This window comes from Mycetocola zhujimingii, from assembly GCF_003065425.1.
Lineage (GTDB): Bacteria > Actinomycetota > Actinomycetes > Actinomycetales > Microbacteriaceae > Mycetocola_A > Mycetocola_A zhujimingii.
Map to the genome: position 1 here is coordinate 1,067,546 of NZ_CP026949.1, position 20,620 is coordinate 1,088,165.

A 20,620-nucleotide genomic window follows, 5' to 3' on the forward strand; every position below is an offset into this window, starting at 1 on the left:
GGAACCGTCATCTTTTCGAAACATGGATGCCATAGCATCCGTACATGGCCAATTTCCGGCTCCGCAAAGCGACTCGGAGTGACGCGCGGTTTCTCGGCGACATGCTCGTCGAGGCGCGCAACTGGGCGCCATCGCGCTCTGTGGTCAGGGTGGACGCGATAGCGGATCCCGAGGTCGCCCGTTACATCGAAGGGTGGAAACGGCCGGGGGATGCCGGGACCGTCGCCGTCGACGGCGCGGGGAGCCCGATCGGTGCGTGCTGGTACCGGATCTTTCCCGAGCACAGCCCTGGTTCTGGATTCCTGGAGCGTGGAGTGCCCGAGCTGACGCTCGGTGTGGTGAGTGTCTGGCGAGCGCAGGGCGTCGGGCGCCAGTTACTCCACGCTGTGCTCGTTCAGGCCCGCCAGCAGGGTCATAACCGGCTGAGTCTTCACGTCGACAGGGCCAACTTCGCGTCGAGGCTGTACCTCGCTGAGGGCTTCGTCCCCGTGATCCGGCGCGAAACCTCGCTGGTCATGGTCCGCACGCTTCGCTGATCGAGCGCGAAACCGGGAACTCCCGCGTCAATACCGGGCAACGTCGGTGCGGCCAAGTACCGTTGAGTCCATGGCTACGACGAGTAAATCCTCCAGCGGCGGCCGGAGTACGTCGGCGCGCTCAGGAACAACAGGCACCTCCAAGACCCCGGCGAAGACACCGGCCAAAGCGCCGGCGAAGAATTCGCGCACCAAGGCGGTGCCGACAACGACCGCCAAAACCGTTGCATACCCCGCCGCGGCATCCGACGGCGACAACGCACTCGTCAGGATGTGGATGGGTCTTGCACACCTGGTCGGAGGGGCCGCGAGGGCCTTCGGGGCCGAACGGTTTGAGAAAGACCAGCGCAGGGACGGTGTCCCGTTTCTCATCTTCCTGCTCGCCATCGTCGGCATGGTGGTCGAGTGGTTCGGCGTTAACGACGCCGTGGCCCAGAACCTCACGGCGTTCACGTTTGGTGGGATCTTCGGACGCCTCGCCTTCGCGCTGCCCGTCATCATGGTGCTGCTCGCGATCTGGCTCTTCCGGCATCCGTCGAGCGTCGACGATAACGGACGTATCGGAATCGGTCTCATCATCGCCCTCGTCGCGGTCTCCGGGCTCTGCCATGCCTTCGGAGGACAGCCGAACCCGAGCCAGGGAATGCCGGCACTCGCGCAGGCCGGAGGGCTCGTCGGCTGGATCGTGGGCGCGCCCCTCGTCGCACTGATCACGCCGATCGGGGCCGGCATTGTTCTTGGCCTGCTCGCTCTCCTCAGCATCTTCATCATCACGAAGACCCCGCCGAACAAGATCGGTGAGCGCTTCAGGCAGCTGTACGCGTGGACCTTCGGCACCGAAGTTGTGACCCCCGAAGAGCGCGAGCTGGCGAAGACAGAGAAGACCAGGCAGGTCGAACTCGAGGGTATCGACGGCGTTGAAGACGGCACAGACGATGACTCCCTCCCGTGGTGGCGCCGCAACAAGAGCCAGCGTGAGGTCGATCCGGCCTTCGACTCAGAGTCGGCGGACGTCACCGAGCTGCTCGGGCTCAAGCCGAAGCGCGGCAGGGGCGAATTCGATTCGGCCATCGAAAGCCCGCCGCCCGTTGTCGAGAACGTCGACATGTTCGGCAACCCGCTCGACGCCGATGATTCCATGACAGAGGTCATCGGCGACCTTTCGCGCGCCGAGGCGGCACTCGCCGGAGCGGGTCCGGCGAAGCCATCGTTGTCTGGTCTCCACGACGACGGCCCAGACAACCAGACCGAGGTGCTTCCCGGCATGGAAGGCCTCGGGCTTCTGGACGGCACTACGGATGCCACGCAGATGGCGCGCCCGGTTCAGCCGACCGCTCCGTACCGGCTTCCTGCGGCATCCACCCTCGGTGCCGGCGATCCCGCGAAGACACGATCGGCCGCGAACGACGAGGTTGTCGCTGCCGTGACGAGTGTGCTCGACCAGTTCAAGGTCGACGCGAAAGTGACCGGTTTCTCCCGTGGCCCGACAGTCACCCAGTACGAGATCGAGGTCGGCCCCGGCGTCAAGGTCGAGCGCATCACAGCCCTGACCAATAACATCGCGTACGCCGTCGCATCCAACGAGGTCCGCATCCTCGCCCCGATCCCCGGCAAGAGCGCCATCGGCGTCGAGATCCCCAACACCGACCGTGAGATCGTCACCCTCGGTGACGTCCTTCGTTCCGCCAACGCCACCAAGAGCGTTCACCCGATGACCATCGGCGTCGGCAAGGATGTCGGAGGCGGGTTCGTTGTGGCGAACCTCGCCAAGATGCCCCACCTCCTCGTCGCGGGTTCGACCGGTTCGGGTAAGTCGAGCTTCATCAACTCGATGATCACGAGCCTCCTGATGCGCGCAAAGCCGAGTGACGTGCGCATGGTGCTCATCGACCCGAAGCGCGTCGAACTCACCTCGTACGCGGGAGTTCCCCACCTCATCACGCCCATCATCACCAACCCCAAGAAGGCAGCCGAGGCGCTGCAGTGGGTGGTGAAGGAGATGGACATGCGGTACGACGACCTCGCGAGCTTCGGCTTCAGGCACATCGACGACTTCAACAAGGCCGTCGTGAACGAGGAGATCGTGCTCCCCGTCGGAAGCGAGCGGGTGCTCAAGCCGTACCCGTACCTGCTGGTCGTCGTCGACGAGCTCGCCGACCTCATGATGGTCGCCCCGCGTGACGTCGAAGACTCGATCGTGCGGATCACGCAGCTGGCACGAGCATCCGGAATCCACCTCGTTCTCGCGACCCAGCGTCCGTCCGTCGACGTCGTCACCGGCCTCATCAAGGCCAACGTGCCGTCGAGGCTCGCGTTCGCCGTGACGAGCGTCACCGACTCCCGGGTCATTCTCGACCAGCCGGGAGCAGACAAGCTCATCGGCCAGGGAGACGGGCTGTTCCTGCCGATGGGCACGAACAAGGCAATCCGTGTCCAGGGTGCCTGGGTGTCGGAAGACGAGATCGAGAAGGTCGTCAAGCACGTCACCCAGCAGGCACGACCCGAGTACCGCAAGGACGTCGCCGCCGTCGTCGAGAAGAAAGAGGTCGACGCAGACATCGGTGACGACCTCGATCTCCTCCTCGCCGCGGCGGAACTCGTCGTCGGCACACAGTTTGGGTCGACGTCGATGCTTCAGCGCAAACTCCGCGTTGGCTTCGCCAAGGCAGGCCGCCTGATGGACCTGATGGAATCGCGGGAGATCGTCGGGCCATCCGAGGGTTCCAAGGCACGAGACGTCCTCGTCACCGCCGAGCAACTGCCTGGTCTTCTGGCCAAACTCCGTGGGGAGGACGCCCCGATGCCGGCACCGTCGCCGGCGCCTGCCGACAGCGACCAGTACCAGGGCGACCCGGTCGAGAAGCAGTTCGATGGGTACGATGTGGTTGACGGCGATTCCGACGAAGACGCCTGGGGACTCACAGGCAAGGAGTAGTACATGGCCATTCCGGCCACACCACCGAACGGATCAGCGAGGCCGACCCGATCGGCGAATCTCAACGTTCCGAACGCGATCACCATCGTCCGAATCCTGGCCGCTCCGGTCTTCATCTGGATGCTGCTCGCCGACAACGGCGAAGACGGCGGCCTGCGCTGGGCGGCTGCGATCCTGTTCATCGTTGCGATCGCGACCGACTGGGTCGATGGCGCCATCGCACGAAAGCACGGTCTGATCACCGACCTTGGTAAGCTCCTCGACCCGATCGCCGACAAGGTCCTCACGGGCGGCGCGCTCGTCGCTCTCTCCATCCTCGGTGAACTGCCCTGGTGGGTCACCATCCTCGTGCTCGTCCGTGAAATCGGCATCACCGTGCACCGGATGATCGTGGCGACAGACCACGTCGTCGCTGCGGCGTGGATGGGAAAGCTCAAGACCGTCGCGCAGTCCATCGCGATTTCGTTTGCCCTGGTTCCGCTCAACACGATCTTCGGTGACTGGATCTTCTGGGTGAACGGGGTCCTCATGACCATCGCCGTGCTGCTCACTGTCGCGAGTGGCATCGACTATGTGATCACCGAGCTCAAGGCGCGGCGGGCGCGATGACGTCCGAAGCTCCGGCGACCGCTGACGCGACCGCGGCGCTCATCGCCCGGCTCGCTGAGCGCGGCCTCACGGTGGCTGTTGCCGAGTCGCTGACCGGCGGACTTCTCGTCGCCGAACTCATCAGGCCGCCCGGTGCGTCCGCCGTCGTGTTCGGCGGAGTTGTCGCATACGCCACGGAGCTGAAACGCACCGTTCTCGGGGTGGACGGCGAGATGCTCGCCCAGTTCGGGCCGGTGGATCCGGAGGTAGCCCGCCAGATGGCATCCGGTGTGCGAACCGCGCTCGCGGTCGACGGACGAGTCGCCGACATCGGAATTTCCACCACGGGCGTAGCCGGGCCTGACCCTCAGGGCGGGAAGGCACCTGGAACGGTTTACGTCGGCCTGTCGACGAAGGACGGCGCGCGGGCGCTCGAACTGCAGCTCGACGGTGACAGGACCACGATCCGGAATGCGACGGTTGCTGCCGCAATCGCACTGATCGGAGACGCAGAGAAGAGTACAACGTCACCTGTCGCGGACCTGTGAGATAGTCGCGCGTCATCGCCCGGGTTTCCGCGGGAATACGTGGTGTTACAACCCAGTTACACACTAGGTATTCACAAGAAAAAATCAGTGAGCGACAGTAAGGTTTTTCACACGGATGGGTGTAGTAATGTTATCCAACCACGGGCTTACCAGTGGTCAGGCTGATCGGCAGAGAAGGAGGGGTCCCATGATTCTCGTACGTCAGGAAATCGGTGACGTGTTGCGCGACTTTCGGCTGCAAAAGGGGCGGACTCTTCGCCAGGTTGCAAGCAAGGCAAGCGTTGCACTCGGTTACCTCAGTGAGGTGGAGCGCGGCCAGAAGGAAGCATCGAGCGAGATCCTCGCTTCGGTCGCAGACGCACTGGACACTCCGATCTCAGTCATCATGCGCGAAGTCGGTGACCGGCTCGCCGTCATCGAGGGGATCGCGCCGATCCCAGACACGGTTCCCGACGAGTTCGTTGCAGAACTCGACGCGGATCTGGTTGCCCGCTGACGCTGGCACACATAATTTCCGGATGCCCCGGCCCGCGACAGCGAGCCGGGGCATTCCTCGTCCGCTCGCGACCGCGAGCCCTCTACCTACAGTGAGCCCAAACAAGTGAAACTCAGCGAGTTCAGACTGGCCGTCACCACCGAATTCGGCGGCGCATACGGGCGTGTCCTCACCAGTGACCTGGTGCTGCGCGAACTCGGCGGACGTACAGCGGATGAAGCGCTGGCCGCGGGGGAGTCGCCGCGCGCCGTCTGGATGGCGCTCTGCAAGGAATCGGATGTTCCCCGCGACCGCTGGCACGGCGTCGGGGTTCGACCGCCTGTGCAGTAGCGGCGCAGTCGCACCCGGATCTTCATTCGACACGCCGAAGAATATTTCTCGAACACTCGTTCGGTCTGCGATAGGCTCCTACACAAGGGCCCATCTGGGGCAGTACGTCCACTGTTTTCCTCCCTCTGACTCAATGTCAGAGGTGCCTCATACAGTCGACACTGTTCACGAAAACGCTCCCAGCCTTGTTGAAGCCGAGTTACGGCCCGACAGCCTATAGGCGCACCGCTATCGCACAGGAAGAGGCAGACATGCCATCAGTAGCAGACCGCGAGAAGTCCCTTGAAACGGCACTCGCCCAGATCGACCGTCAGTTCGGCAAGGGTTCAGTCATGCGCCTCGGCAGCGATGAGCGGGCTCCAGTAGCTATCATCCCCACCGGCTCCATCGCACTTGACGTCGCGCTCGGCATAGGCGGGCTCCCGCGCGGTCGCATCGTCGAGATCTACGGACCTGAGTCGTCGGGTAAGACCACCCTCACGCTCCACGCGATCGCGAACGCACAGAAGGCCGGCGGTATCGCAGCCTTCATCGACGCCGAGCACGCACTCGACCCCGAATACGCGAAGAAGCTCGGCGTCGACATCGACGCGCTGCTCGTCTCGCAGCCAGACACCGGTGAGCAGGCGCTCGAAATCGCCGACATGCTCGTGCGCTCTGGTTCTATCGACCTGATCGTGATCGACTCCGTTGCGGCACTGGTGCCGCGCGCCGAGATCGAGGGCGAGATGGGTGACTCCCACGTGGGCCTCCAGGCCCGACTGATGTCACAGGCGCTCCGGAAGCTCACCGGTGGGCTCAGCCAGACCAACACCACAATGATCTTCATCAACCAGCTGCGCGAGAAGATCGGTGTGTTCTTCGGAAGCCCCGAGACCACCGCCGGTGGTAAGGCGCTCAAGTTCTACGCCTCGGTGCGTCTCGATATCCGTCGCATTGAGACCCTCAAAGACGGAACGGATGCCGTCGGAAACCGCACGCGCGTGAAGGTTGTCAAGAACAAGATGGCGCCGCCGTTTAAGCAGGCTGAGTTCGACATTCTCTACGGCATCGGAATCTCTCGCGAGGGCAGTTTGATTGACTTTGGGGTCGAGCACCTGATCGTCAAAAAGTCGGGTTCCTGGTACACCTACGACGGTGAACAGCTGGGTCAGGGTAAGGAAAACTCGCGTAACTTCCTGATCACCAATCCCGACATCGCCAACGAGATCGAGTCGAAGATCAAGGCCAAGCTCGGAGTCGGTGTTGCCAAGGCCGAGGCAGAGGCACCAGCCGCCGCCACAGGTGCCAAGGTCAAGACCACGGCCGACCAGCTCGCTGCCAAGCGCGGCGCCTAGGACTCCGTCATGGTTTCGTTTCGCGACCCGGGTCGGCCGGATACCCCGGCCGCCCCGGCGGGCGAGAACCCCGCGGTCGAACCCGGCGAGAAGATCGCGCCGGTGACCTACCTGCGCGGCGCCGGACACACGCCCGAGCCCGCGCGCACAGGTGCCAGGTCAGGCGCCGATTCCTGGTTCGGGTCTGACCCGGAGCCGGCTGCCGAATCAACGACCTCCGGGTCGAATTCGGAGTCCGAACGTGCTCCCGGAGCGCGGTCCGCGCCGCGCAAGCGGGCGGCCGGGCATCTCCGAGCTGTCGGTCGCGACGGCGCTGTGAAGGGCGCCACCGCCGGGATCAATCACGTCGAGCAGGATGACGACGAACCCGCCGAGCAGATTGCCGACCCTGAAGCGGTCGAGTCCCTTCTCGTTCGAAAGCTGGCGCGGCGGTCGCTCAGTGAGGCTGAGGTCCTCGCGTTTGCCGTGCAGGAAGGCCTGACGGCCGCACAGGCGAATACGATCCTCGACCGGCTTCGCGACCTGGGCTATGTCGACGACCGCGCCCTCGCCGAGCAGCTCAAGCACTCGCTGTCTGAGCGCAAAGGACAGAGCAAGGCTGTTGTCGCGCGCGCCATGTCCGGTCGCTCGATCGACCGCGACATCATCACCGAGGTGCTCGATGACATCGAGCAGGATGATGAGCTCGGCGTAGCAACCGAACTCGCCCGCAAGCGTGCCTCGCAGATGTCGGGACTCGACAAGCAGACACTGGAGCGCAGGCTCACCGGTTTCCTCGCCCGACGCGGCTACCCGGGCAACATCGTGCGAGAGGCCATCGCGCCGGTGCTTACCGGCCGCTCGTCATCGCCGAGCTCAACGGTGCGGTTCCGCTAGGTCGTTCGCTGTCAGTCGGCGCCCGTCCACATCGGGCGGGTGCGACTCGCGCTCCTGCGGCACCGCGCTTTCTTCGGGTTGGCTCCACGCCGCGATGCGTTGCCGCCGGTCTGGCTCCACGCCACAAGGTGCGGGCACGGGGCTGCCACCACGTGCCCGCGTGCGAACGTAGACTGGGACAACCATGAGTAGCCTGCTTGAAACGCCCACAGTCATCACGCCGTCGACAGCGGCAGTAGACGCGACCGGGCGTGCTCGCACGTATGAAGTGCGCACCTACGGCTGCCAGATGAACGTGCACGACTCCGAGCGGTTGAGTGGCTCGCTCGACGCCGCCGGCTACGTGCCCGCAGAGAGCGGGGCCGAGGCAGATGTGGTGGTCATCAACACCTGCGCCGTCCGTGAGAACGCCGACAACAAGCTCTACGGCAACCTTGGCTACCTCGCGAGCGTCAAGCGCCGCCACGAGGGCATGCAGATCGCCGTTGGCGGCTGTCTCGCACAAAAAGACAAGAACGTCATCCTCGAGAAGGCACCGTGGGTGGACGTCGTCTTCGGAACGCACAACATGGGCGCCCTCCCGAACCTCCTCGAACGCGCGCGTCACAACGAAGAGGCGCAGATCGAGATCCTCGAAGCGCTCGAGACCTTCCCATCGACTCTCCCGACCAAGCGGGAATCCAGCTACAGCGGCTGGGTGTCCATCTCCGTCGGATGCAACAACACCTGCACCTTCTGCATTGTGCCGTCCCTGCGCGGAAAAGAAAAAGACCGGCGACCGGGCGAGATCCTCGCCGAGATCCAGGCGCTGGTCGATGATGGTGCGATTGAGGTGACGCTGCTCGGTCAGAACGTGAACTCCTACGGCGTGGAGTTCGGCGACCGCCAGGCGTTCAGCAAGCTGCTGCGCGCCGCCGGCGCCATCGACGGGCTCGAGAGGATTCGGTTCACCAGCCCGCACCCCGCTGCGTTCACTGACGACGTCATCGACGCGATGGCCGAGACACCGAGCGTCATGCCGCAGCTGCATATGCCACTGCAGTCCGGATCCGACCGGATCCTCAAGGCGATGCGCCGGTCTTACCGCAGCGAGAAGTTCCTCGGCATTCTCGACCGGGTCCGCGCCCGCATGCCGCACGCGGCGATCTCGACGGACATCATCGTTGGCTTCCCCGGCGAAACCGAGGAGGACTTCCTCGAAACCCTCCGGGTGGTTGAAGCGGCGAGGTTCGCTACGGCGTTCACCTTCCAGTACTCAATCCGCGAGGGAACGCCGGCCGCAACCATGCCGGACCAGGTTCCCAAGGAGATCGTCCAGGAGCGCTTCGAGCGGTTGACCGCGCTTCAGGACCGCATCTGCCTCGAGGAGAACCAGAAGGTCGTCGGCCGCGAGATCGAGATCCTCGTCGCGGTCGGTGAAGGCCGCAAGGATTCCGCCAGCCACCGGCTGTCCGGCAGGGCCGAGGACTCCCGCCTCGTGCACTTCGAGGTTCCTGAGGGCTCCGCGATCCCGCGTCCGGGAGACATCGTCACCGCCACGGTGACCCAGGCCGCGCCCTTCTACCTCATCGCTGACGCTCCCGCCGGAGGCGAACTCGTGGTGCGACGGACCTCCGCCGGAGACGCATGGGACCGCGCACAGGCAGAGTCGTGCGGCGTTCCCGCCCCCGGCGCTTCACCGAGCACCCCCGGGCGCGTGTCACTGGGGCTGCCTACCCTGCGTGTCGGGCCGCCCGCTCGCGTCCACGAGGCGCCAGCCGAAGTCCAGGGCGGAATGACACCGATTTACGATGCACTGGACGGCGAACGCTGAACCCGCACAGCATCCCGCAGCTCATCGCGGTAGTTGGCCCGACCGGGACCGGAAAGAGCGAGCTCTCGCTCAATATTGCAGAGGGCCTCGCGCGCGCGGACGGTGGCGCTGAGATCGTCAACGCGGATGCCATGCAGCTGTACCGCGGCATGGACATCGGCACCGCCAAGCTGCCCGAACGGGAGCGCAGGGGCATCCCGCACCACATGCTCGACATCCTCAATGTCGACGAAGAAGCCACTGTCGCCAGATATCAGCCCCTCGCCAGGGCCGCTGTCACCGACATCCTCTCGCGGGGGAAGTCTGCGATCCTCGTCGGTGGGTCCGGCCTGTATGTCTCGAGCGTCCTTTACGACTTCCAGTTCCCCGGCTCTGACCCCGAGATTCGTGCTCGGCTCGAGCAGGAAGCCACCACGCTTGGACCCGGCATCCTGTACCAGCGACTGGCTGCGCTTGACGCCGACGTTGCGTCGCGGATCGGGCCGCACAACGCGCGGCGCATCGTGCGAGCACTCGAGGTGGCCGAGATCACCGGTTCGCCCGTGGCAGGGATGCTGCCGGACGAGCCCGTGTACTGGCGCCAGGCGCACATCATCGGGCTGGCAGCGCCGAGGCCTGAACTGACCGCACGGCTCGACCAGCGGGTGCACGGGATGTGGGCTGCCGGGCTGCTGGACGAGGTGGCGGCGTTGAGAAACGCGGGGCTCGAGCGCGGTGTCACCGCGTCGCGGGCGATCGGATATGCGCAGGCGCTCAAGCAACTCGAGGGCGCGGCGACCGAGGCCGAAGCCATTGAAGAAACACAGCAGCTGACCCGGCGGTATGCCAGGCGGCAGATGAGCTGGTTCAAGCGCTATGCGGACATCGTCTGGCTGGATTACGACGCGCCTGACCTCGTCGAGAGGGCCATGGCATCCGTCACCGAACCGACGTCCCAGGCTCCGCGCTGACCCTAGACTTGGGCGCATGGGATTCACTCTGCAGTTCACCAAGGGCCACGGCACAGGCAACGATTTCGTGCTCTACACGGACCCTGAGGGCGACCACCCACTGACCACCGCGCAGATCGTCGCGGTGTGCGACCGCCACTTCGGTGTCGGCGCCGACGGCGTCATCCGCGCGGTCAGGTCACGCAATATCGACGAGGGCGCGGCAGCCCTCGCCGAAGACGACGGTGCCGAGTGGTTCATGGACTACCACAACGCCGACGGATCCATCGCGGAGATGTGCGGCAACGGCATCCGTGTCTACGCGCGATACCTCATCGAGCAGGGTCTCGTTCAGCTGGAGTCCGGTGACACTCTCCCGATCGGAACCCGCGCCGGCGTCCGTGACGTCCAGCGTGCCACGAACGGTTTCCAGGTCGATCTCGGACGCTGGAAGCTCGAGGGCGGAGAGCCGCTCGTGCGGGCGAAAGAACTCAAGGTGGCTCGGCCGGGGCTCGGCATCAACGTCGGAAACCCGCACGTCGTCGTGGCTCTCGCTGATGAGGCAGAGCTCGAGTCGGCTGACCTGCACTACATTCCACTGATCGAACCGGAGCCCATGGATGGCGCCAACGTGGAGTTCGTCGTGCCTTATGACCCGCTCATCAAGGACGGGGTTGCCCGCATCTCGATGAGAGTTCACGAGCGGGGCAGCGGTGAGACCCTCTCGTGCGGCACCGGCGTCGCAGCCGCGGCTCTCGCGACGCGGCACTGGGCCGGGTCAGCCGCGCCAAACGCGTGGCGCGTCGACGTTCCAGGAGGAACGCTCGGGGTGCGGATGTTTGCGACGCAGGACGGCGAGCACGTCGGGCTGTCCGGCCCGGCAGACCTCGTCTACACCGGCACTCTCGAGCTCGGCTAGCGTCCGTCCGTCCGTCAGTTCATCCGTCAGTTCGTTTCGGCGCGGAGTGCCCGCAGCACGCGGTACCCCTTGCTGATCGTCTCTTTGGTGAACTCGAAATCGTCGCCCATGGTCTCCTGCAGCCACCGGTGCAGGCTGTCTGAGCCGAGGTTGCGCTGCACGACGAGCCAGGCATCCGAACCCGGTTCCAGGCGCGGCAGCCAGCGCTCGAGCATGGCGTGAAGCTCGGTCTTGCCGACGCGGATCGGCGGGTTCGACCAGATGGTCTGGAACCGGACGTCGTCGGGAACCTGATCGGGCTGCGCTGCGGTGATATTGGTGAGGCCGAGCTTCTCCGTGTTCATTCGCAACAGATCAAGCGCGCGCTCGTTGACATCGACCGCCCAGACATGAGCGTCTGGCGCCTCGAGGGCGAGTGTCAGGGAGATCGGTCCCCAGCCGCAGCCCAGATCGAGAAGGTTGCCGGTTTGGGGAGGAGTCGGGGCGTTCGCTAAGAGCACCTGCGTGCCCGGGTCGATCCGGTCCGGGCTGAAAATCCCGTTCGAGGTGGTGAGTTCGTAGTCCTGGCCTGAGAGCCGAACGGAAACCGTGCGGAGCTTGAGTTCGGTTCCGGGTACGCCCGTAAAATAATGATCGCTGGCCATAGGGGAACGTTACCGCAAAGCAACTAGGCTTAACTGATGAGCAAGTCCACCGAATCAACCCCAGAGAACACCGAAACACCCATCGACGACGATGCAGTATCGCGGGTGTTGCGCAACGCTGAGTCCCGCGCGGGCGGCTATTCGCTCTTCGGTTCGAGTCAGGCCGATGCTCTGCAGGACAGGTCGACAACCGGTGAGTCCGGGCACGATGGATTTGACGGAGAGCAGCAGGACCGAGAGGACCGACAGGCGCTCCGCCGCGTCGCCAACCTGTCGACAGAGCTCGAGGACGTCACCGAGGTCGAGTACCGACAGCTGCGCATCGAGAACGTCGTCCTCATCGGCGTGTACCCGCAGGGCGCGCAGGAGGACGCGGAGAACTCGATCCGCGAGCTCGCCGCCCTCGCTGAAACCGCTGGCGCCGTCGTCCTCGACGGCATGCTGCAGCGCCGCCCGAATCCCGACCCCAGCACCTACCTCGGCAAGGGAAAGGCCGAGGAACTGCGCGGCATCGTTGCAGCGCTCGGCGCAGACACCGTGATCGCCGATACCGAACTCGCGCCAAGCCAGCGGCGTGCGCTCGAGGATGTCGTGAAGGTCAAGGTCATCGACCGCACCGCGGTCATCCTCGACATCTTCAGCCAGCACGCCAAGAGCCGCGAGGGCAAGGCCCAGGTCGAGCTCGCCCAGCTTGAGTACCTGCTGCCGCGACTCCGCGGTTGGGGCGACTCGATGTCCCGCCAGGCCGGTGGCCAGGTGGGTGGCGCCGGCGCAGGTATGGGTTCACGTGGCCCGGGTGAAACCAAGATCGAACTCGACCGACGCCGCATCCACACCCGGATGGCGAAGCTGCGCAAGCAGATCAAGGGCTTCGGGCCGGCCCGCGAGGCCAAGCGCGCGAACCGCAACCGCTTCGAAGTGCCGTCCGTTGCGATCGCCGGCTACACCAACGCCGGCAAGTCGAGCCTGCTCAACCGCATCACTAAGGCGGGGGTTCTCGTCGAGAACTCCCTTTTTGCCACTCTCGACGCAACGGTTCGAAAGACCCAGACCGAAGACGGCCGGCTCTACACGCTCTCTGACACGGTTGGGTTTGTCCGCAACCTGCCGCACCAGCTGGTTGAGGCCTTCCGGTCGACGCTCGAAGAGGTCGCCGAGTCGGATGTCATCGTGCACGTCGTCGACGCCTCGCACCCTGACCCTGCATCCCAGATCAGCACGGTGCGCGACGTCATCGGTGATGTCGGTGCCCGCGACATTCCGGAGATCGTGGTCTTCAACAAGAGTGACCTCGTCAGCGAGGACGACCGGCTCGTGCTCCGCGGACTGGAACCCAAGGGAATCTTCGCATCGGCGCGGACCGGCGAGGGAATCGATGAGATCCTCGCCCGCATCGCCGAACTGCTGCCGAGCCCGACGGTTCCGCTTCACCTTCTCGTCCCGTACGACAGGGGAGACATCATTTCGATGCTCCACCGCCGCGGAAAGGTCGAGAAGCTGGACTACGAGGAAGACGGCACCGAGGTGCGCGCACTCGCGTCGGAGGAACTCGCCGCACAGGTGGCCGAGTTCGCGATCGCCGAATAGCGGCGTCTTCACGCGTTTGGTCGCTTAACGAACGGATGCCCCGGGTCTGTACCCGGGGCATCCGTTCGTTAAGCGGGCGTCAGGCGCCACACCTTGGGTAGCTACACCGCGCGGAGCACCGCGACGATCTTGCCGAGCACGTCGGCTTCGTCGCCGAGGATCGGTTCGAAGTTCGTGTTGCGGGGGAGCAGCCAGGTGTGGCCATCGCGCTGACGGAACACCTTGACCGTGGCTTCACCATCGAGCATGGCGGCGACGATATCGCCGTTCTCAGCGGTCGGCTGCTGGCGGACGACGACCCAGTCGCCGTCGCAGATCGCCGCGTCGATCATCGACTCACCCGAGACCTTGAGCATGAACAGCTCTCCCTTGCCCACGAGCTGACGGGGGAGGGGGAACACTTCTTCAACCTGCTGGTCAGCCGTGATCGGCACTCCGGCTGCGATGCGTCCGACGAGGGGCACCATTGCCGCGTCGCCGACCGGTGTCGAGCTTTCGAAGTCGGCAACGTTTGAGGGGGAGGGCAGGTCGATCAGGATCTCGAGCGCACGGGGCCGATTGGGGTCCCTGCGCAGGTAGCCGCTCAGCTCAAGCTGGTTGAGCTGGTGCGTAACGCTGGAGAGCGATGCCAGCCCGACCGCGTCACCGATTTCGCGCATGCTCGGCGGGTAACCGCGGCTCTGCACTGAGCGCTGAATCACGTCGAGGATTGCCAGCTGCTTCTCGCTCAGGCTCTTGCGGCGGCGCGTGGTCGGCTTCTCTGCCGGCACCCGCTTGGCCTTCCGTGGCGATGGAGCAGCAGATGAAACAGCGGCATCCGGCCCGTTCTCAGCCGTGATATTCGCGTTGTCGAGCGTCATGTCACTCCCGTCTGGCGGGCAGCCCCGGCCAATGTCAGTGGTCACTGGTTGAGTCTCAACCATCAATCGAAACTCTATCCGTCCCAAGGGGCCGCAGCAAAGATTTGTTCGAGTGTGTCGGGCAAATTTCGCAAAAAAGTCCGAAGAAGGACTTGAATGTTCGAACAATCGAATATAGATTCGGAATACAGGTTCGTATTCGGCCCTCCCGGCCGAGGGCCGGATACGAATTCTTCGAATCGCCACACAACAGTTCACAGCACGAACCGGAGGCGCACCATGAGCACCGCAGTCATCACCCCCATTCACTCTCTCTCACGTCCAACCGCACGGCGGCCCGAGGCGCCGCGCCCATCGAACCCGGGCGCACAGGCCATCGTGGGCGACGTGTCAGCGACGATTGCACGCCCCACCGGGCGCATCCGACTCACCCGGCGTGGTCGCGTCGTCCTGACCTCGCTCGCCGCCGCCCCGCTCATCGCTCTCGCGGCCTGGCTCGGACTCAACGCCGGCGCCGCAACAGCGTCGTCGACTCCCAGCTCAGCGTCGTTCGAGTACGTCACTGTCGAACACGGTGACTCCCTGTGGTCGCTCGCGGGCACGCTGGCTCCTGAAGCCGACCCGCGCGACGTGATCGCCGATGTCATGGCCCTCAACCAGCTCGAAACATCGACTGTCGTTCCCGGGCAGAACATCGCCATTCCCGAGCGATACACAACTCCGTAACGCACACCGGAGCGCAAGGCGCGGCGGGTAAACTTCCGGGGTGAGTTCTCTCGATGCCCTGCCCATCCGCGATGATCTTCGTGGCAAGTCCCCGTACGGCGCACCCCAGAAGGTCGTGCCCGTCGCCCTGAACGTCAACGAGAACACGCATCCGATTCCCGAAGACGTGGCCCGCGACATCGTGACCGCCCTCGCCCGCGCTGTTCTCGGGGTGAATCGATACCCCGACCGTGAGTTCACCGAACTACGGATCAGTCTCGCCGGGTATCTCGGGCACGGACTCAGTGCCGATCACATCTGGGCCGCGAACGGTTCGAACGAGGTTCTGCAGCAGGTCCTCCAGGCCTTCGGTGGACCTGGCCGCTCGGTCCTCGGGTTCAGCCCGACTTACTCCATGTACCCGCTGCTGGCCGCAGGCACCGGAACCCGGTGGATTTCCGCCGAGCGAGACGCCGACTATGAAATCTCACCAGAGACCGCCAGCGCCGCCGTTCGCCGCGAAAACCCCGACGTCGTGATTCTCTGTTCGCCGAACAACCCCACGGGAACCCCACTTGGGCTCGACACCATCGAGGCCGTGTATGACGCGACCGATGGCATCGTCGTCGTGGACGAGGCGTACTTCGAGTTCGCCCCGGAAGGAACCCCCAGCGCGCTGTCCCTTCTCGAAGGCCGCGACCGGTTGCTCGTGTCACGAACCATGAGCAAAGCCTTCGCGTTCGCAGGCGCCCGGGTGGGCTACCTCGCTGCAGCCCCGGCCGTCACTGACGCGCTTCGGCTGGTGCGTCTCCCGTACCACCTCTCTGCACTTACCCAGGCCGCGGCGATAGCCGCGCTTGCCCACAGCGGCGAGATGCTCGCCATGGTCGATGACATCAAGCACCAGCGCGACCGCATCAGCACAGGCCTCGCCGACCTGGGCTTCCGCCCGTACCGGAGCCACAGCAACTTCGTGCTGTTCGGTGGCGTCGACGACCCGGCGGCCCTGTTCGATGCGCTGCTCGAGCGAGGCGTGCTCATCCGGGATATCGGCCTCCCCAACCAGATGCGGGTTTCGGCCGGTACCGAGGCAGAGACGACAGCGTTTCTCGATGCCATCGCGGCGGTAAGCTCGAACTCATGAGCCAGCCGCAGCGCATCGCCCGGATCCAGCGTGAGACGAGCGAATCCACCATCGATCTCACCATCAATCTCGATGGAACCGGTGTCAGCGACATCCACACCACTGTGCCTTTCTATGACCACCTCCTGACCGCGTTCGCCAAGCACGCCCTGGTCGACCTCACGGTTCGGGCCACGGGCGATATCGAGATCGATGTGCACCACACGGTGGAAGACATCGGCATCGCACTCGGACAGGCGATCAAGCAGGCACTCGGCACCAAGGAGGGCATCTCGCGCTTTGGAGACGCTCTCGTTCCCCTCGACGAGGCGCTCGTGCAGGCCGTCGTCGACATTTCGGGTCGGCCGTACCTCGTGCACTCCGGCGAGCCCGCCGGGTTCGAGTTCCACCTCATCGGCGGTCACTTCACCGGCTCGATGGTGAGGCACGTGTTCGAAGCCATCGCGTTCAACGCCGCACTCACCGTTCACGTCACCGTGATCGGCGGGCGCGACCCGCACCACATCGCCGAGGCTGAGTTCAAGGCGTTCGCGCGCGCGTTCCGGCAGGCGAAGGCTCTCGATCCTCTCGTGACCGGCATCCCATCGACGAAGGGCGCACTGTGACGGGATCGTCACGGCCAAGCGTTGTTGTCCTTGACTACGGGAGCGGCAACGTCCACTCCGCGGTCAAGGCACTTGAAGCCGCGGGCGCCGACGTCGAGCTGACCGGTGACCGACGCAAGGCACTCGAGGCCGACGGTCTTCTCGTGCCCGGCGTCGGAGCGTTCAGCGCCGTCATGGAACAGCTCTCCACCTCGCGCGGTGGTGAAGTGATCGACCGCCGGCTGGCCGGCGGTCGCAAGGTCATGGGCATCTGTGTCGGGATGCAGATTTTGTTCGAGCGCGGTGTCGAACGCGGCGTCGACACAGAAGGCCTCGGGGAGTGGCCCGGCGTGGTGACGGAACTCGATGCGCCCGTCCTCCCGCACATCGGCTGGAACACCGTCGACGCGCCCGAAGACTCCGTCCTCTTCCGCGGCATCCGCAACGAACGCTTCTATTTCGTGCACTCCTACGCCGCGCAGGACTGGGAGCTCGAGGTGATGCCGCCGTTCCACGAGCCGGCTCTGACCTGGGCTGAACACGGAACACGGTTCCTGGCCGCTGTCGAAAACGGTCCGCTGAGCGCGACGCAGTTCCACCCGGAGAAGTCCGGCGACGCCGGCATCCGCCTGCTGGCCAACTGGGTCGGCTCTCTCACGTCGGACTGACCCTCCGCATTCTTTCGAATGGCACACTCGTGCCGCACCAACAACCAAGGACAATTCATGAGTGAGTTCAACACGACCCCGAAGCTTGTGCTGCTTCCGGCTGTCGACGTCGCCGGCGGCAAGGCCGTCCGCCTGACCCAGGGCGAGGCAGGCACGGAGACCAGCTACGGCGATCCGGTCGACGCCGCCGCTGACTGGGCGCGCCAGGGCGCCGAGTGGATCCACCTGGTCGACCTCGACGCCGCATTCGGCCGCGGGAACAACGCGGGCGTTATCCGCAAGGTGATCAAGCAGGTCCGAGGTGTGAACGTCGAACTCTCCGGTGGCATCCGCGACGACGCGTCGCTCAAGGCGGCTCTCGCGACCGGAGCCAAGCGAATCAACCTCGGTACAGCGGCGCTGGAGAACCCCGAGTGGGCCGCAAACGTCATCGGCCAGTACGGCGAAGCCGTCGCGGTCGGCCTGGATGTCCGCGGAACCACACTCGCGGCTCGCGGCTGGACCCGCGAGGGCGGCGACCTGTGGGCGGTCATCGATCGGCTCGAGCGGGCCGGCTGCGCCCGCTATGTCGTCACCGACGTGACGAAGGATGGCACCCTCCAGGGCCCCAACGTCGACCTGCTTCGCCAGGTAATGGAGCGGACCAACCGACCGGTCATTGCGTCCGGTGGCGTTTCGAGCCTCGACGACCTCGTGGCCCTGCGCGAACTCGTGCCGCTCGGTCTCGAGGGTGCGATCGTCGGCAAGGCGCTCTACGCGGGTGCATTCACACTGGCTGAGGCGCTGGATGTCGCATCCGACTAATCCCGCAGACTCGGCCGGGCAGCCCTGGGAGGGCCGCCAGTTCGGCGAGAACGCTTTTGCCGGCGACGATGGGTCGGCGCCCCCTCAGCTGATCGACGCGCTCACGCGCTTCGCCGACGGGCGCGCGGGGGAGGATGCCGTCGTCGACGCGTTCCGCTCGTCGCGGTTGCTCATCCCACTCGTGACCCACGCCGGCGATGTCGGCGTGAACGCGCAGGGCCAGAAAGTCGACAAGACGCAGGAGTTGTCGATCGTGACCGTTGCCGGCCCAGACGGCCGTAACGTGTTGCCCGTTTTCTCGTCGGTGGCCGCCATGCAGTCCTGGAACACGATCGCGCGACCGGTGCCGGCCGACGGCATCCGTGTTGCACTCGCAGCGGCGAGTGAGAACACAGACCTCGTCGTGCTCGACCCCACGAGCGCGACCGAGTTCGCCATTCGGCGACCGGCGCTGTGGGCTATCGCGCAGTCGCTGCCGTGGCAGCCCGCGTACACGAACCCCGATGTGCTCGACGCTTTTCTCACGAGTGCGCGCTCCGAGCTGGCCGTGCTCGACGTGCGGCTCGAGTCGGGAGACCCGCGCGCACGGCTGGCCGGCCCTGAACTCATCGCGCACCTCGAGCTCATCGACGGACTCACCCGCAGTGAACTCGACACTGTGCTGTCGAGGCTTGCCCAGCGCTGGGCGGCGAGCGATGTGATCGCGACGATGGTCGACTCGCTCGCGGTACGGCTCGAAGCCTCGTCCTGATCGTCTCCCGCTCCCGCGGTGACCGCGGAAGGGGAGCGTTGGGCGGCGTTCAACTGTCGCTAATGCATCGTTCCGGCGCGTTTGCCGTGCATCTGTGACAGACGAACGCTGCGGGCGCGAGGCGTAGCGCCCGCAGGTGGAGCAGAAGGGCCTAGTTGACCGGGCCCGTCCACTTCTCGCCGGGGCCCTTGCCCACGGGATCAGGAATGACGGATGCCTCACGGAACGCCAGCTGCAGCGACCGAAGCCCATCGCGGAGACTCCGCGCGTGCATGTCGCTGATCTCGGGTGCTCCCGCGGTGATCAGGCCGGCCAGCGCGTTGATGAGCTTGCGTGCCTCATCGAGGTCCTGCTGCGACTCAGGGTCGTCGGCGAGGCCACATTTGACCGCCGCAGCGCTCATGAGGTGGACGGCTGTCGTCGTGATGACTTCGACGGCGCCGACGTCTGCGATGTCGCGGGTTGCGTCGGACGCAGCGTCTTCAACGTTGTCGTATGGGGATTCGTTAGTGCTCAATGCCAACCTCTGCTAGACTCTAAGACGGCTCCGGGACTAAAGTTCCGGTACGAAAGAGGAAAATTCCCACCCGCGCTTGACCGCTTCACTAAGGTTACCGGGTTGTTGTACTCCGCCAGACGCATGGTTTCCATGCTGAGGTAGATAGGGTACGAGCCACTGTGATGGATTTATTGCCGTCATGGTTGTGGTGTGTGACTTCTCCTCTCTCGCTTGATTCAGGCATCCGTCTGTATTGAAAGTCAGAGATTGAGTTAGAGGAGTAACGCATTAGCGATCCCCGTACAAACGACCGTATCCGAGTCCCCGAGGTCCGCCTCGTGGGTCCCGCCGGAGAACAGGTCGGCGTTGTCAAGATTGAGGTAGCACTGCGCCTGGCGCAGGAAGCTGAGCTCGATCTCGTCGAGGTCGCCCCGAACTCCAAGCCTCCGGTCGCGAAGATCATGGATTACGGCAAGTTCAAGTACGAGGCTGCGCAGAAGGCCAAGGAGGCCAGGCGTAACCAGGCGAACACGATCCTCAAAGAGGTGCGGTTCCGTCTCAAGATCGACAAGCACGACTACGAAACCAAGCGCAAGCGCGCTGAGGGCTTCCTCAAGGCTGGTGACAAGGTCAAAGCAATGATCCTGTTCCGCGGTCGTGAGCAGTCACGACCCGACCAGGGTGTTCGCTTGCTCCAAAAATTTGCCGAAGATGTTTCGGAACTGGGCACTGTTGAGTCCACTCCGACCATCGATGGTCGAAACATGGTCATGGTGATCGGCCCTCTGAAAAACAAGTCAGAGGCCAAGGCCGAAGCCAACGCACAACGTGCTGCCAACAAAGCAGCGAAGCAGGAGGAAGACAATGCCTAAGCAGAAGACCCATTCCGGTGCCAAGAAGCGATTCAAGCTCACCGGTTCCGGCAAGATCAAGAAGCAGCAGTCGGGCATGCGCCACAACCTCGAGGTGAAGTCCGGACAGCGTAAGCGTCGCTTGAACACCGACCAGCTCGTCTCGAAGGCTGACACCAAGAACATCAAGAAGCTTCTCGGTCACTAAGACCTGAA

Annotated in this window: 23 protein-coding genes; 20 read left to right on the top strand and 3 right to left on the bottom strand. The window is 64.7% G+C overall.

The genetic code is table 11. From position 1 onward, the window contains the following. Positions 1-44 precede the first annotated feature (44 nt). From C3E77_RS04965 to dapF, 11 genes are all read left to right on the top strand, one after another. A complete protein-coding gene (locus C3E77_RS04965; protein ID WP_108390615.1) occupies positions 45-536 on the top strand; it encodes a GNAT family N-acetyltransferase in 492 nt (163 codons plus the stop codon). Positions 537-606: 70 nt separating this feature from the next. Beyond that, positions 607-3,471, top strand: a complete 2,865-nt coding sequence (locus tag C3E77_RS04970) for an FtsK/SpoIIIE family DNA translocase (RefSeq protein ID WP_108390616.1) — start codon at positions 607-609, stop codon at positions 3,469-3,471. A 3-nt stretch (positions 3,472-3,474) separates the two neighbouring features. Next, on the top strand, positions 3,475-4,080 hold the full coding sequence (pgsA, locus tag C3E77_RS04975; protein ID WP_108390617.1) for a CDP-diacylglycerol--glycerol-3-phosphate 3-phosphatidyltransferase: 606 nt from the start codon (positions 3,475-3,477) through the stop codon (positions 4,078-4,080). Next, positions 4,077-4,607, top strand: a complete 531-nt coding sequence (locus tag C3E77_RS04980) for a CinA family protein (RefSeq protein WP_108390618.1) — start codon at positions 4,077-4,079, stop codon at positions 4,605-4,607. Before pgsA ends, C3E77_RS04980 begins: the two co-directional genes overlap by 4 nt. Before the next feature lie 187 nt (positions 4,608-4,794). After that, positions 4,795-5,103: a helix-turn-helix domain-containing protein gene (locus tag C3E77_RS04985; RefSeq protein ID WP_108390619.1), complete on the top strand. Its 309-nt coding sequence runs from the start codon at positions 4,795-4,797 to the stop codon at positions 5,101-5,103. Between the two features lie 105 nt (positions 5,104-5,208). After that, on the top strand, positions 5,209-5,433 hold the full coding sequence (locus tag C3E77_RS04990) for a DUF3046 domain-containing protein (RefSeq protein ID WP_108390620.1): 225 nt from the start codon (positions 5,209-5,211) through the stop codon (positions 5,431-5,433). A 251-nt stretch (positions 5,434-5,684) separates the two neighbouring features. Further along, positions 5,685-6,770 carry a recombinase RecA gene (recA, locus tag C3E77_RS04995; RefSeq protein ID WP_108390621.1) on the top strand — a complete coding sequence of 362 codons (1,086 nt, stop codon included), beginning with the start codon at positions 5,685-5,687 and terminating at the stop codon, positions 6,768-6,770. Between the two features lie 9 nt (positions 6,771-6,779). After that, a complete protein-coding gene (locus C3E77_RS05000; protein ID WP_108390622.1) occupies positions 6,780-7,646 on the top strand; it encodes a regulatory protein RecX in 867 nt (288 codons plus the stop codon). 184 nt (positions 7,647-7,830) lie between these two features. Further along, a complete protein-coding gene (gene miaB / locus C3E77_RS05005; protein ID WP_108390623.1) occupies positions 7,831-9,459 on the top strand; it encodes a tRNA (N6-isopentenyl adenosine(37)-C2)-methylthiotransferase MiaB in 1,629 nt (542 codons plus the stop codon). 11 nt (positions 9,460-9,470) lie between these two features. Next, entirely contained in the window at positions 9,471-10,409 is a 939-nt protein-coding gene (gene miaA / locus C3E77_RS05010; RefSeq protein WP_108393078.1) for a tRNA (adenosine(37)-N6)-dimethylallyltransferase MiaA, read from the top strand. 16 nt (positions 10,410-10,425) lie between these two features. Further along, positions 10,426-11,307 (top strand): diaminopimelate epimerase, encoded by an 882-nt coding sequence (gene dapF / locus C3E77_RS05015; RefSeq protein ID WP_108390624.1) that lies wholly within the window; start codon positions 10,426-10,428, stop codon positions 11,305-11,307. Between the two features lie 26 nt (positions 11,308-11,333). On the opposite strand, the gene C3E77_RS05020 is transcribed toward dapF, so the two are convergent. Next, positions 11,334-11,951 carry a class I SAM-dependent methyltransferase gene (locus C3E77_RS05020; RefSeq protein ID WP_108390625.1) on the bottom strand — a complete coding sequence of 206 codons (618 nt, stop codon included), beginning with the start codon at positions 11,949-11,951 and terminating at the stop codon, positions 11,334-11,336. Between the two features lie 36 nt (positions 11,952-11,987). Between C3E77_RS05020 and hflX the strand changes: the two genes are divergently transcribed. Further along, complete coding sequence (gene hflX, locus C3E77_RS05025; RefSeq protein WP_108390626.1) at positions 11,988-13,538, top strand: GTPase HflX; 1,551 nt, start codon at positions 11,988-11,990, stop codon at positions 13,536-13,538. A gap of 101 nt (positions 13,539-13,639) precedes the next feature. On the opposite strand, the gene lexA is transcribed toward hflX, so the two are convergent. Next, positions 13,640-14,398 carry a transcriptional repressor LexA gene (lexA, locus tag C3E77_RS05030; RefSeq protein ID WP_416046391.1) on the bottom strand — a complete coding sequence of 253 codons (759 nt, stop codon included), beginning with the start codon at positions 14,396-14,398 and terminating at the stop codon, positions 13,640-13,642. 279 nt (positions 14,399-14,677) lie between these two features. Here lexA and C3E77_RS05035 point away from each other — a divergent pair, with 279 nt between their 5' ends. The 6 genes from C3E77_RS05035 to C3E77_RS05060 are packed head-to-tail and all read left to right on the top strand — an operon-like array spanning position 14,678 to position 19,054. Next, the gene (locus tag C3E77_RS05035) at positions 14,678-15,124 is read left to right on the top strand and encodes a LysM peptidoglycan-binding domain-containing protein (protein ID WP_162924913.1); all 447 of its coding nucleotides are present in this window, start codon (positions 14,678-14,680) and stop codon (positions 15,122-15,124) included. A gap of 40 nt (positions 15,125-15,164) precedes the next feature. After that, entirely contained in the window at positions 15,165-16,247 is a 1,083-nt protein-coding gene (locus tag C3E77_RS05040; RefSeq protein WP_108390627.1) for a histidinol-phosphate transaminase, read from the top strand. Then, entirely contained in the window at positions 16,244-16,852 is a 609-nt protein-coding gene (gene hisB / locus C3E77_RS05045; protein ID WP_108390628.1) for an imidazoleglycerol-phosphate dehydratase HisB, read from the top strand. The genes C3E77_RS05040 and hisB overlap by 4 nt, the downstream gene beginning before the upstream one ends. Continuing rightward, the gene (gene hisH, locus C3E77_RS05050; RefSeq protein WP_108390629.1) at positions 16,849-17,499 is read left to right on the top strand and encodes an imidazole glycerol phosphate synthase subunit HisH; all 651 of its coding nucleotides are present in this window, start codon (positions 16,849-16,851) and stop codon (positions 17,497-17,499) included. Before hisB ends, hisH begins: the two co-directional genes overlap by 4 nt. Positions 17,500-17,556: 57 nt before the next feature. Next, positions 17,557-18,303, top strand: a complete 747-nt coding sequence (priA, locus tag C3E77_RS05055; protein WP_108390630.1) for a bifunctional 1-(5-phosphoribosyl)-5-((5-phosphoribosylamino)methylideneamino)imidazole-4-carboxamide isomerase/phosphoribosylanthranilate isomerase PriA — start codon at positions 17,557-17,559, stop codon at positions 18,301-18,303. Further along, complete coding sequence (locus tag C3E77_RS05060) at positions 18,287-19,054, top strand: SseB family protein (RefSeq protein ID WP_108390631.1); 768 nt, start codon at positions 18,287-18,289, stop codon at positions 19,052-19,054. Before priA ends, C3E77_RS05060 begins: the two co-directional genes overlap by 17 nt. A 151-nt stretch (positions 19,055-19,205) precedes the next feature. Here C3E77_RS05060 and C3E77_RS05065 read toward each other — a convergent pair whose 3' ends face one another. Continuing rightward, positions 19,206-19,571 carry a DUF1844 domain-containing protein gene (locus tag C3E77_RS05065; RefSeq protein ID WP_198410458.1) on the bottom strand — a complete coding sequence of 122 codons (366 nt, stop codon included), beginning with the start codon at positions 19,569-19,571 and terminating at the stop codon, positions 19,206-19,208. Between the two features lie 269 nt (positions 19,572-19,840). On the opposite strand from C3E77_RS05065, the gene infC reads away from it, so the two are divergent. Both infC and rpmI read left to right on the top strand, forming a co-directional pair. After that, on the top strand, positions 19,841-20,425 hold the full coding sequence (gene infC, locus C3E77_RS05070; RefSeq protein ID WP_108390633.1) for a translation initiation factor IF-3: 585 nt from the start codon (positions 19,841-19,843) through the stop codon (positions 20,423-20,425). Beyond that, a complete protein-coding gene (gene rpmI, locus C3E77_RS05075; protein ID WP_108390634.1) occupies positions 20,418-20,612 on the top strand; it encodes a 50S ribosomal protein L35 in 195 nt (64 codons plus the stop codon). Before infC ends, rpmI begins: the two co-directional genes overlap by 8 nt. The last annotated feature ends 8 nt before the right edge of the window (positions 20,613-20,620 follow it).

Coding starts and splice junctions, on each gene's coding strand:
- C3E77_RS04965 (WP_108390615.1), top strand. CDS start 45: ATGGCCAATTTCCGGCTCCGCAAAGCGACTCGGAGTGACGCGCGGTTT.
- C3E77_RS04970 (WP_108390616.1), top strand. CDS start 607: ATGGCTACGACGAGTAAATCCTCCAGCGGCGGCCGGAGTACGTCGGCG.
- pgsA (WP_108390617.1), top strand. CDS start 3,475: ATGGCCATTCCGGCCACACCACCGAACGGATCAGCGAGGCCGACCCGA.
- C3E77_RS04980 (WP_108390618.1), top strand. CDS start 4,077: ATGACGTCCGAAGCTCCGGCGACCGCTGACGCGACCGCGGCGCTCATC.
- C3E77_RS04985 (WP_108390619.1), top strand. CDS start 4,795: ATGATTCTCGTACGTCAGGAAATCGGTGACGTGTTGCGCGACTTTCGG.
- recA (WP_108390621.1), top strand. CDS start 5,685: ATGCCATCAGTAGCAGACCGCGAGAAGTCCCTTGAAACGGCACTCGCC.
- C3E77_RS05000 (WP_108390622.1), top strand. CDS start 6,780: ATGGTTTCGTTTCGCGACCCGGGTCGGCCGGATACCCCGGCCGCCCCG.
- miaB (WP_108390623.1), top strand. CDS start 7,831: ATGAGTAGCCTGCTTGAAACGCCCACAGTCATCACGCCGTCGACAGCG.
- dapF (WP_108390624.1), top strand. CDS start 10,426: ATGGGATTCACTCTGCAGTTCACCAAGGGCCACGGCACAGGCAACGAT.
- C3E77_RS05020 (WP_108390625.1), bottom strand. CDS start 11,951: ATGGCCAGCGATCATTATTTTACGGGCGTACCCGGAACCGAACTCAAG.
- hflX (WP_108390626.1), top strand. CDS start 11,988: ATGAGCAAGTCCACCGAATCAACCCCAGAGAACACCGAAACACCCATC.
- lexA (WP_416046391.1), bottom strand. CDS start 14,398: ATGACGCTCGACAACGCGAATATCACGGCTGAGAACGGGCCGGATGCC.
- C3E77_RS05035 (WP_162924913.1), top strand. CDS start 14,678: ATGAGCACCGCAGTCATCACCCCCATTCACTCTCTCTCACGTCCAACC.
- hisB (WP_108390628.1), top strand. CDS start 16,244: ATGAGCCAGCCGCAGCGCATCGCCCGGATCCAGCGTGAGACGAGCGAA.
- priA (WP_108390630.1), top strand. CDS start 17,557: ATGAGTGAGTTCAACACGACCCCGAAGCTTGTGCTGCTTCCGGCTGTC.
- C3E77_RS05060 (WP_108390631.1), top strand. CDS start 18,287: ATGTCGCATCCGACTAATCCCGCAGACTCGGCCGGGCAGCCCTGGGAG.
- rpmI (WP_108390634.1), top strand. CDS start 20,418: ATGCCTAAGCAGAAGACCCATTCCGGTGCCAAGAAGCGATTCAAGCTC.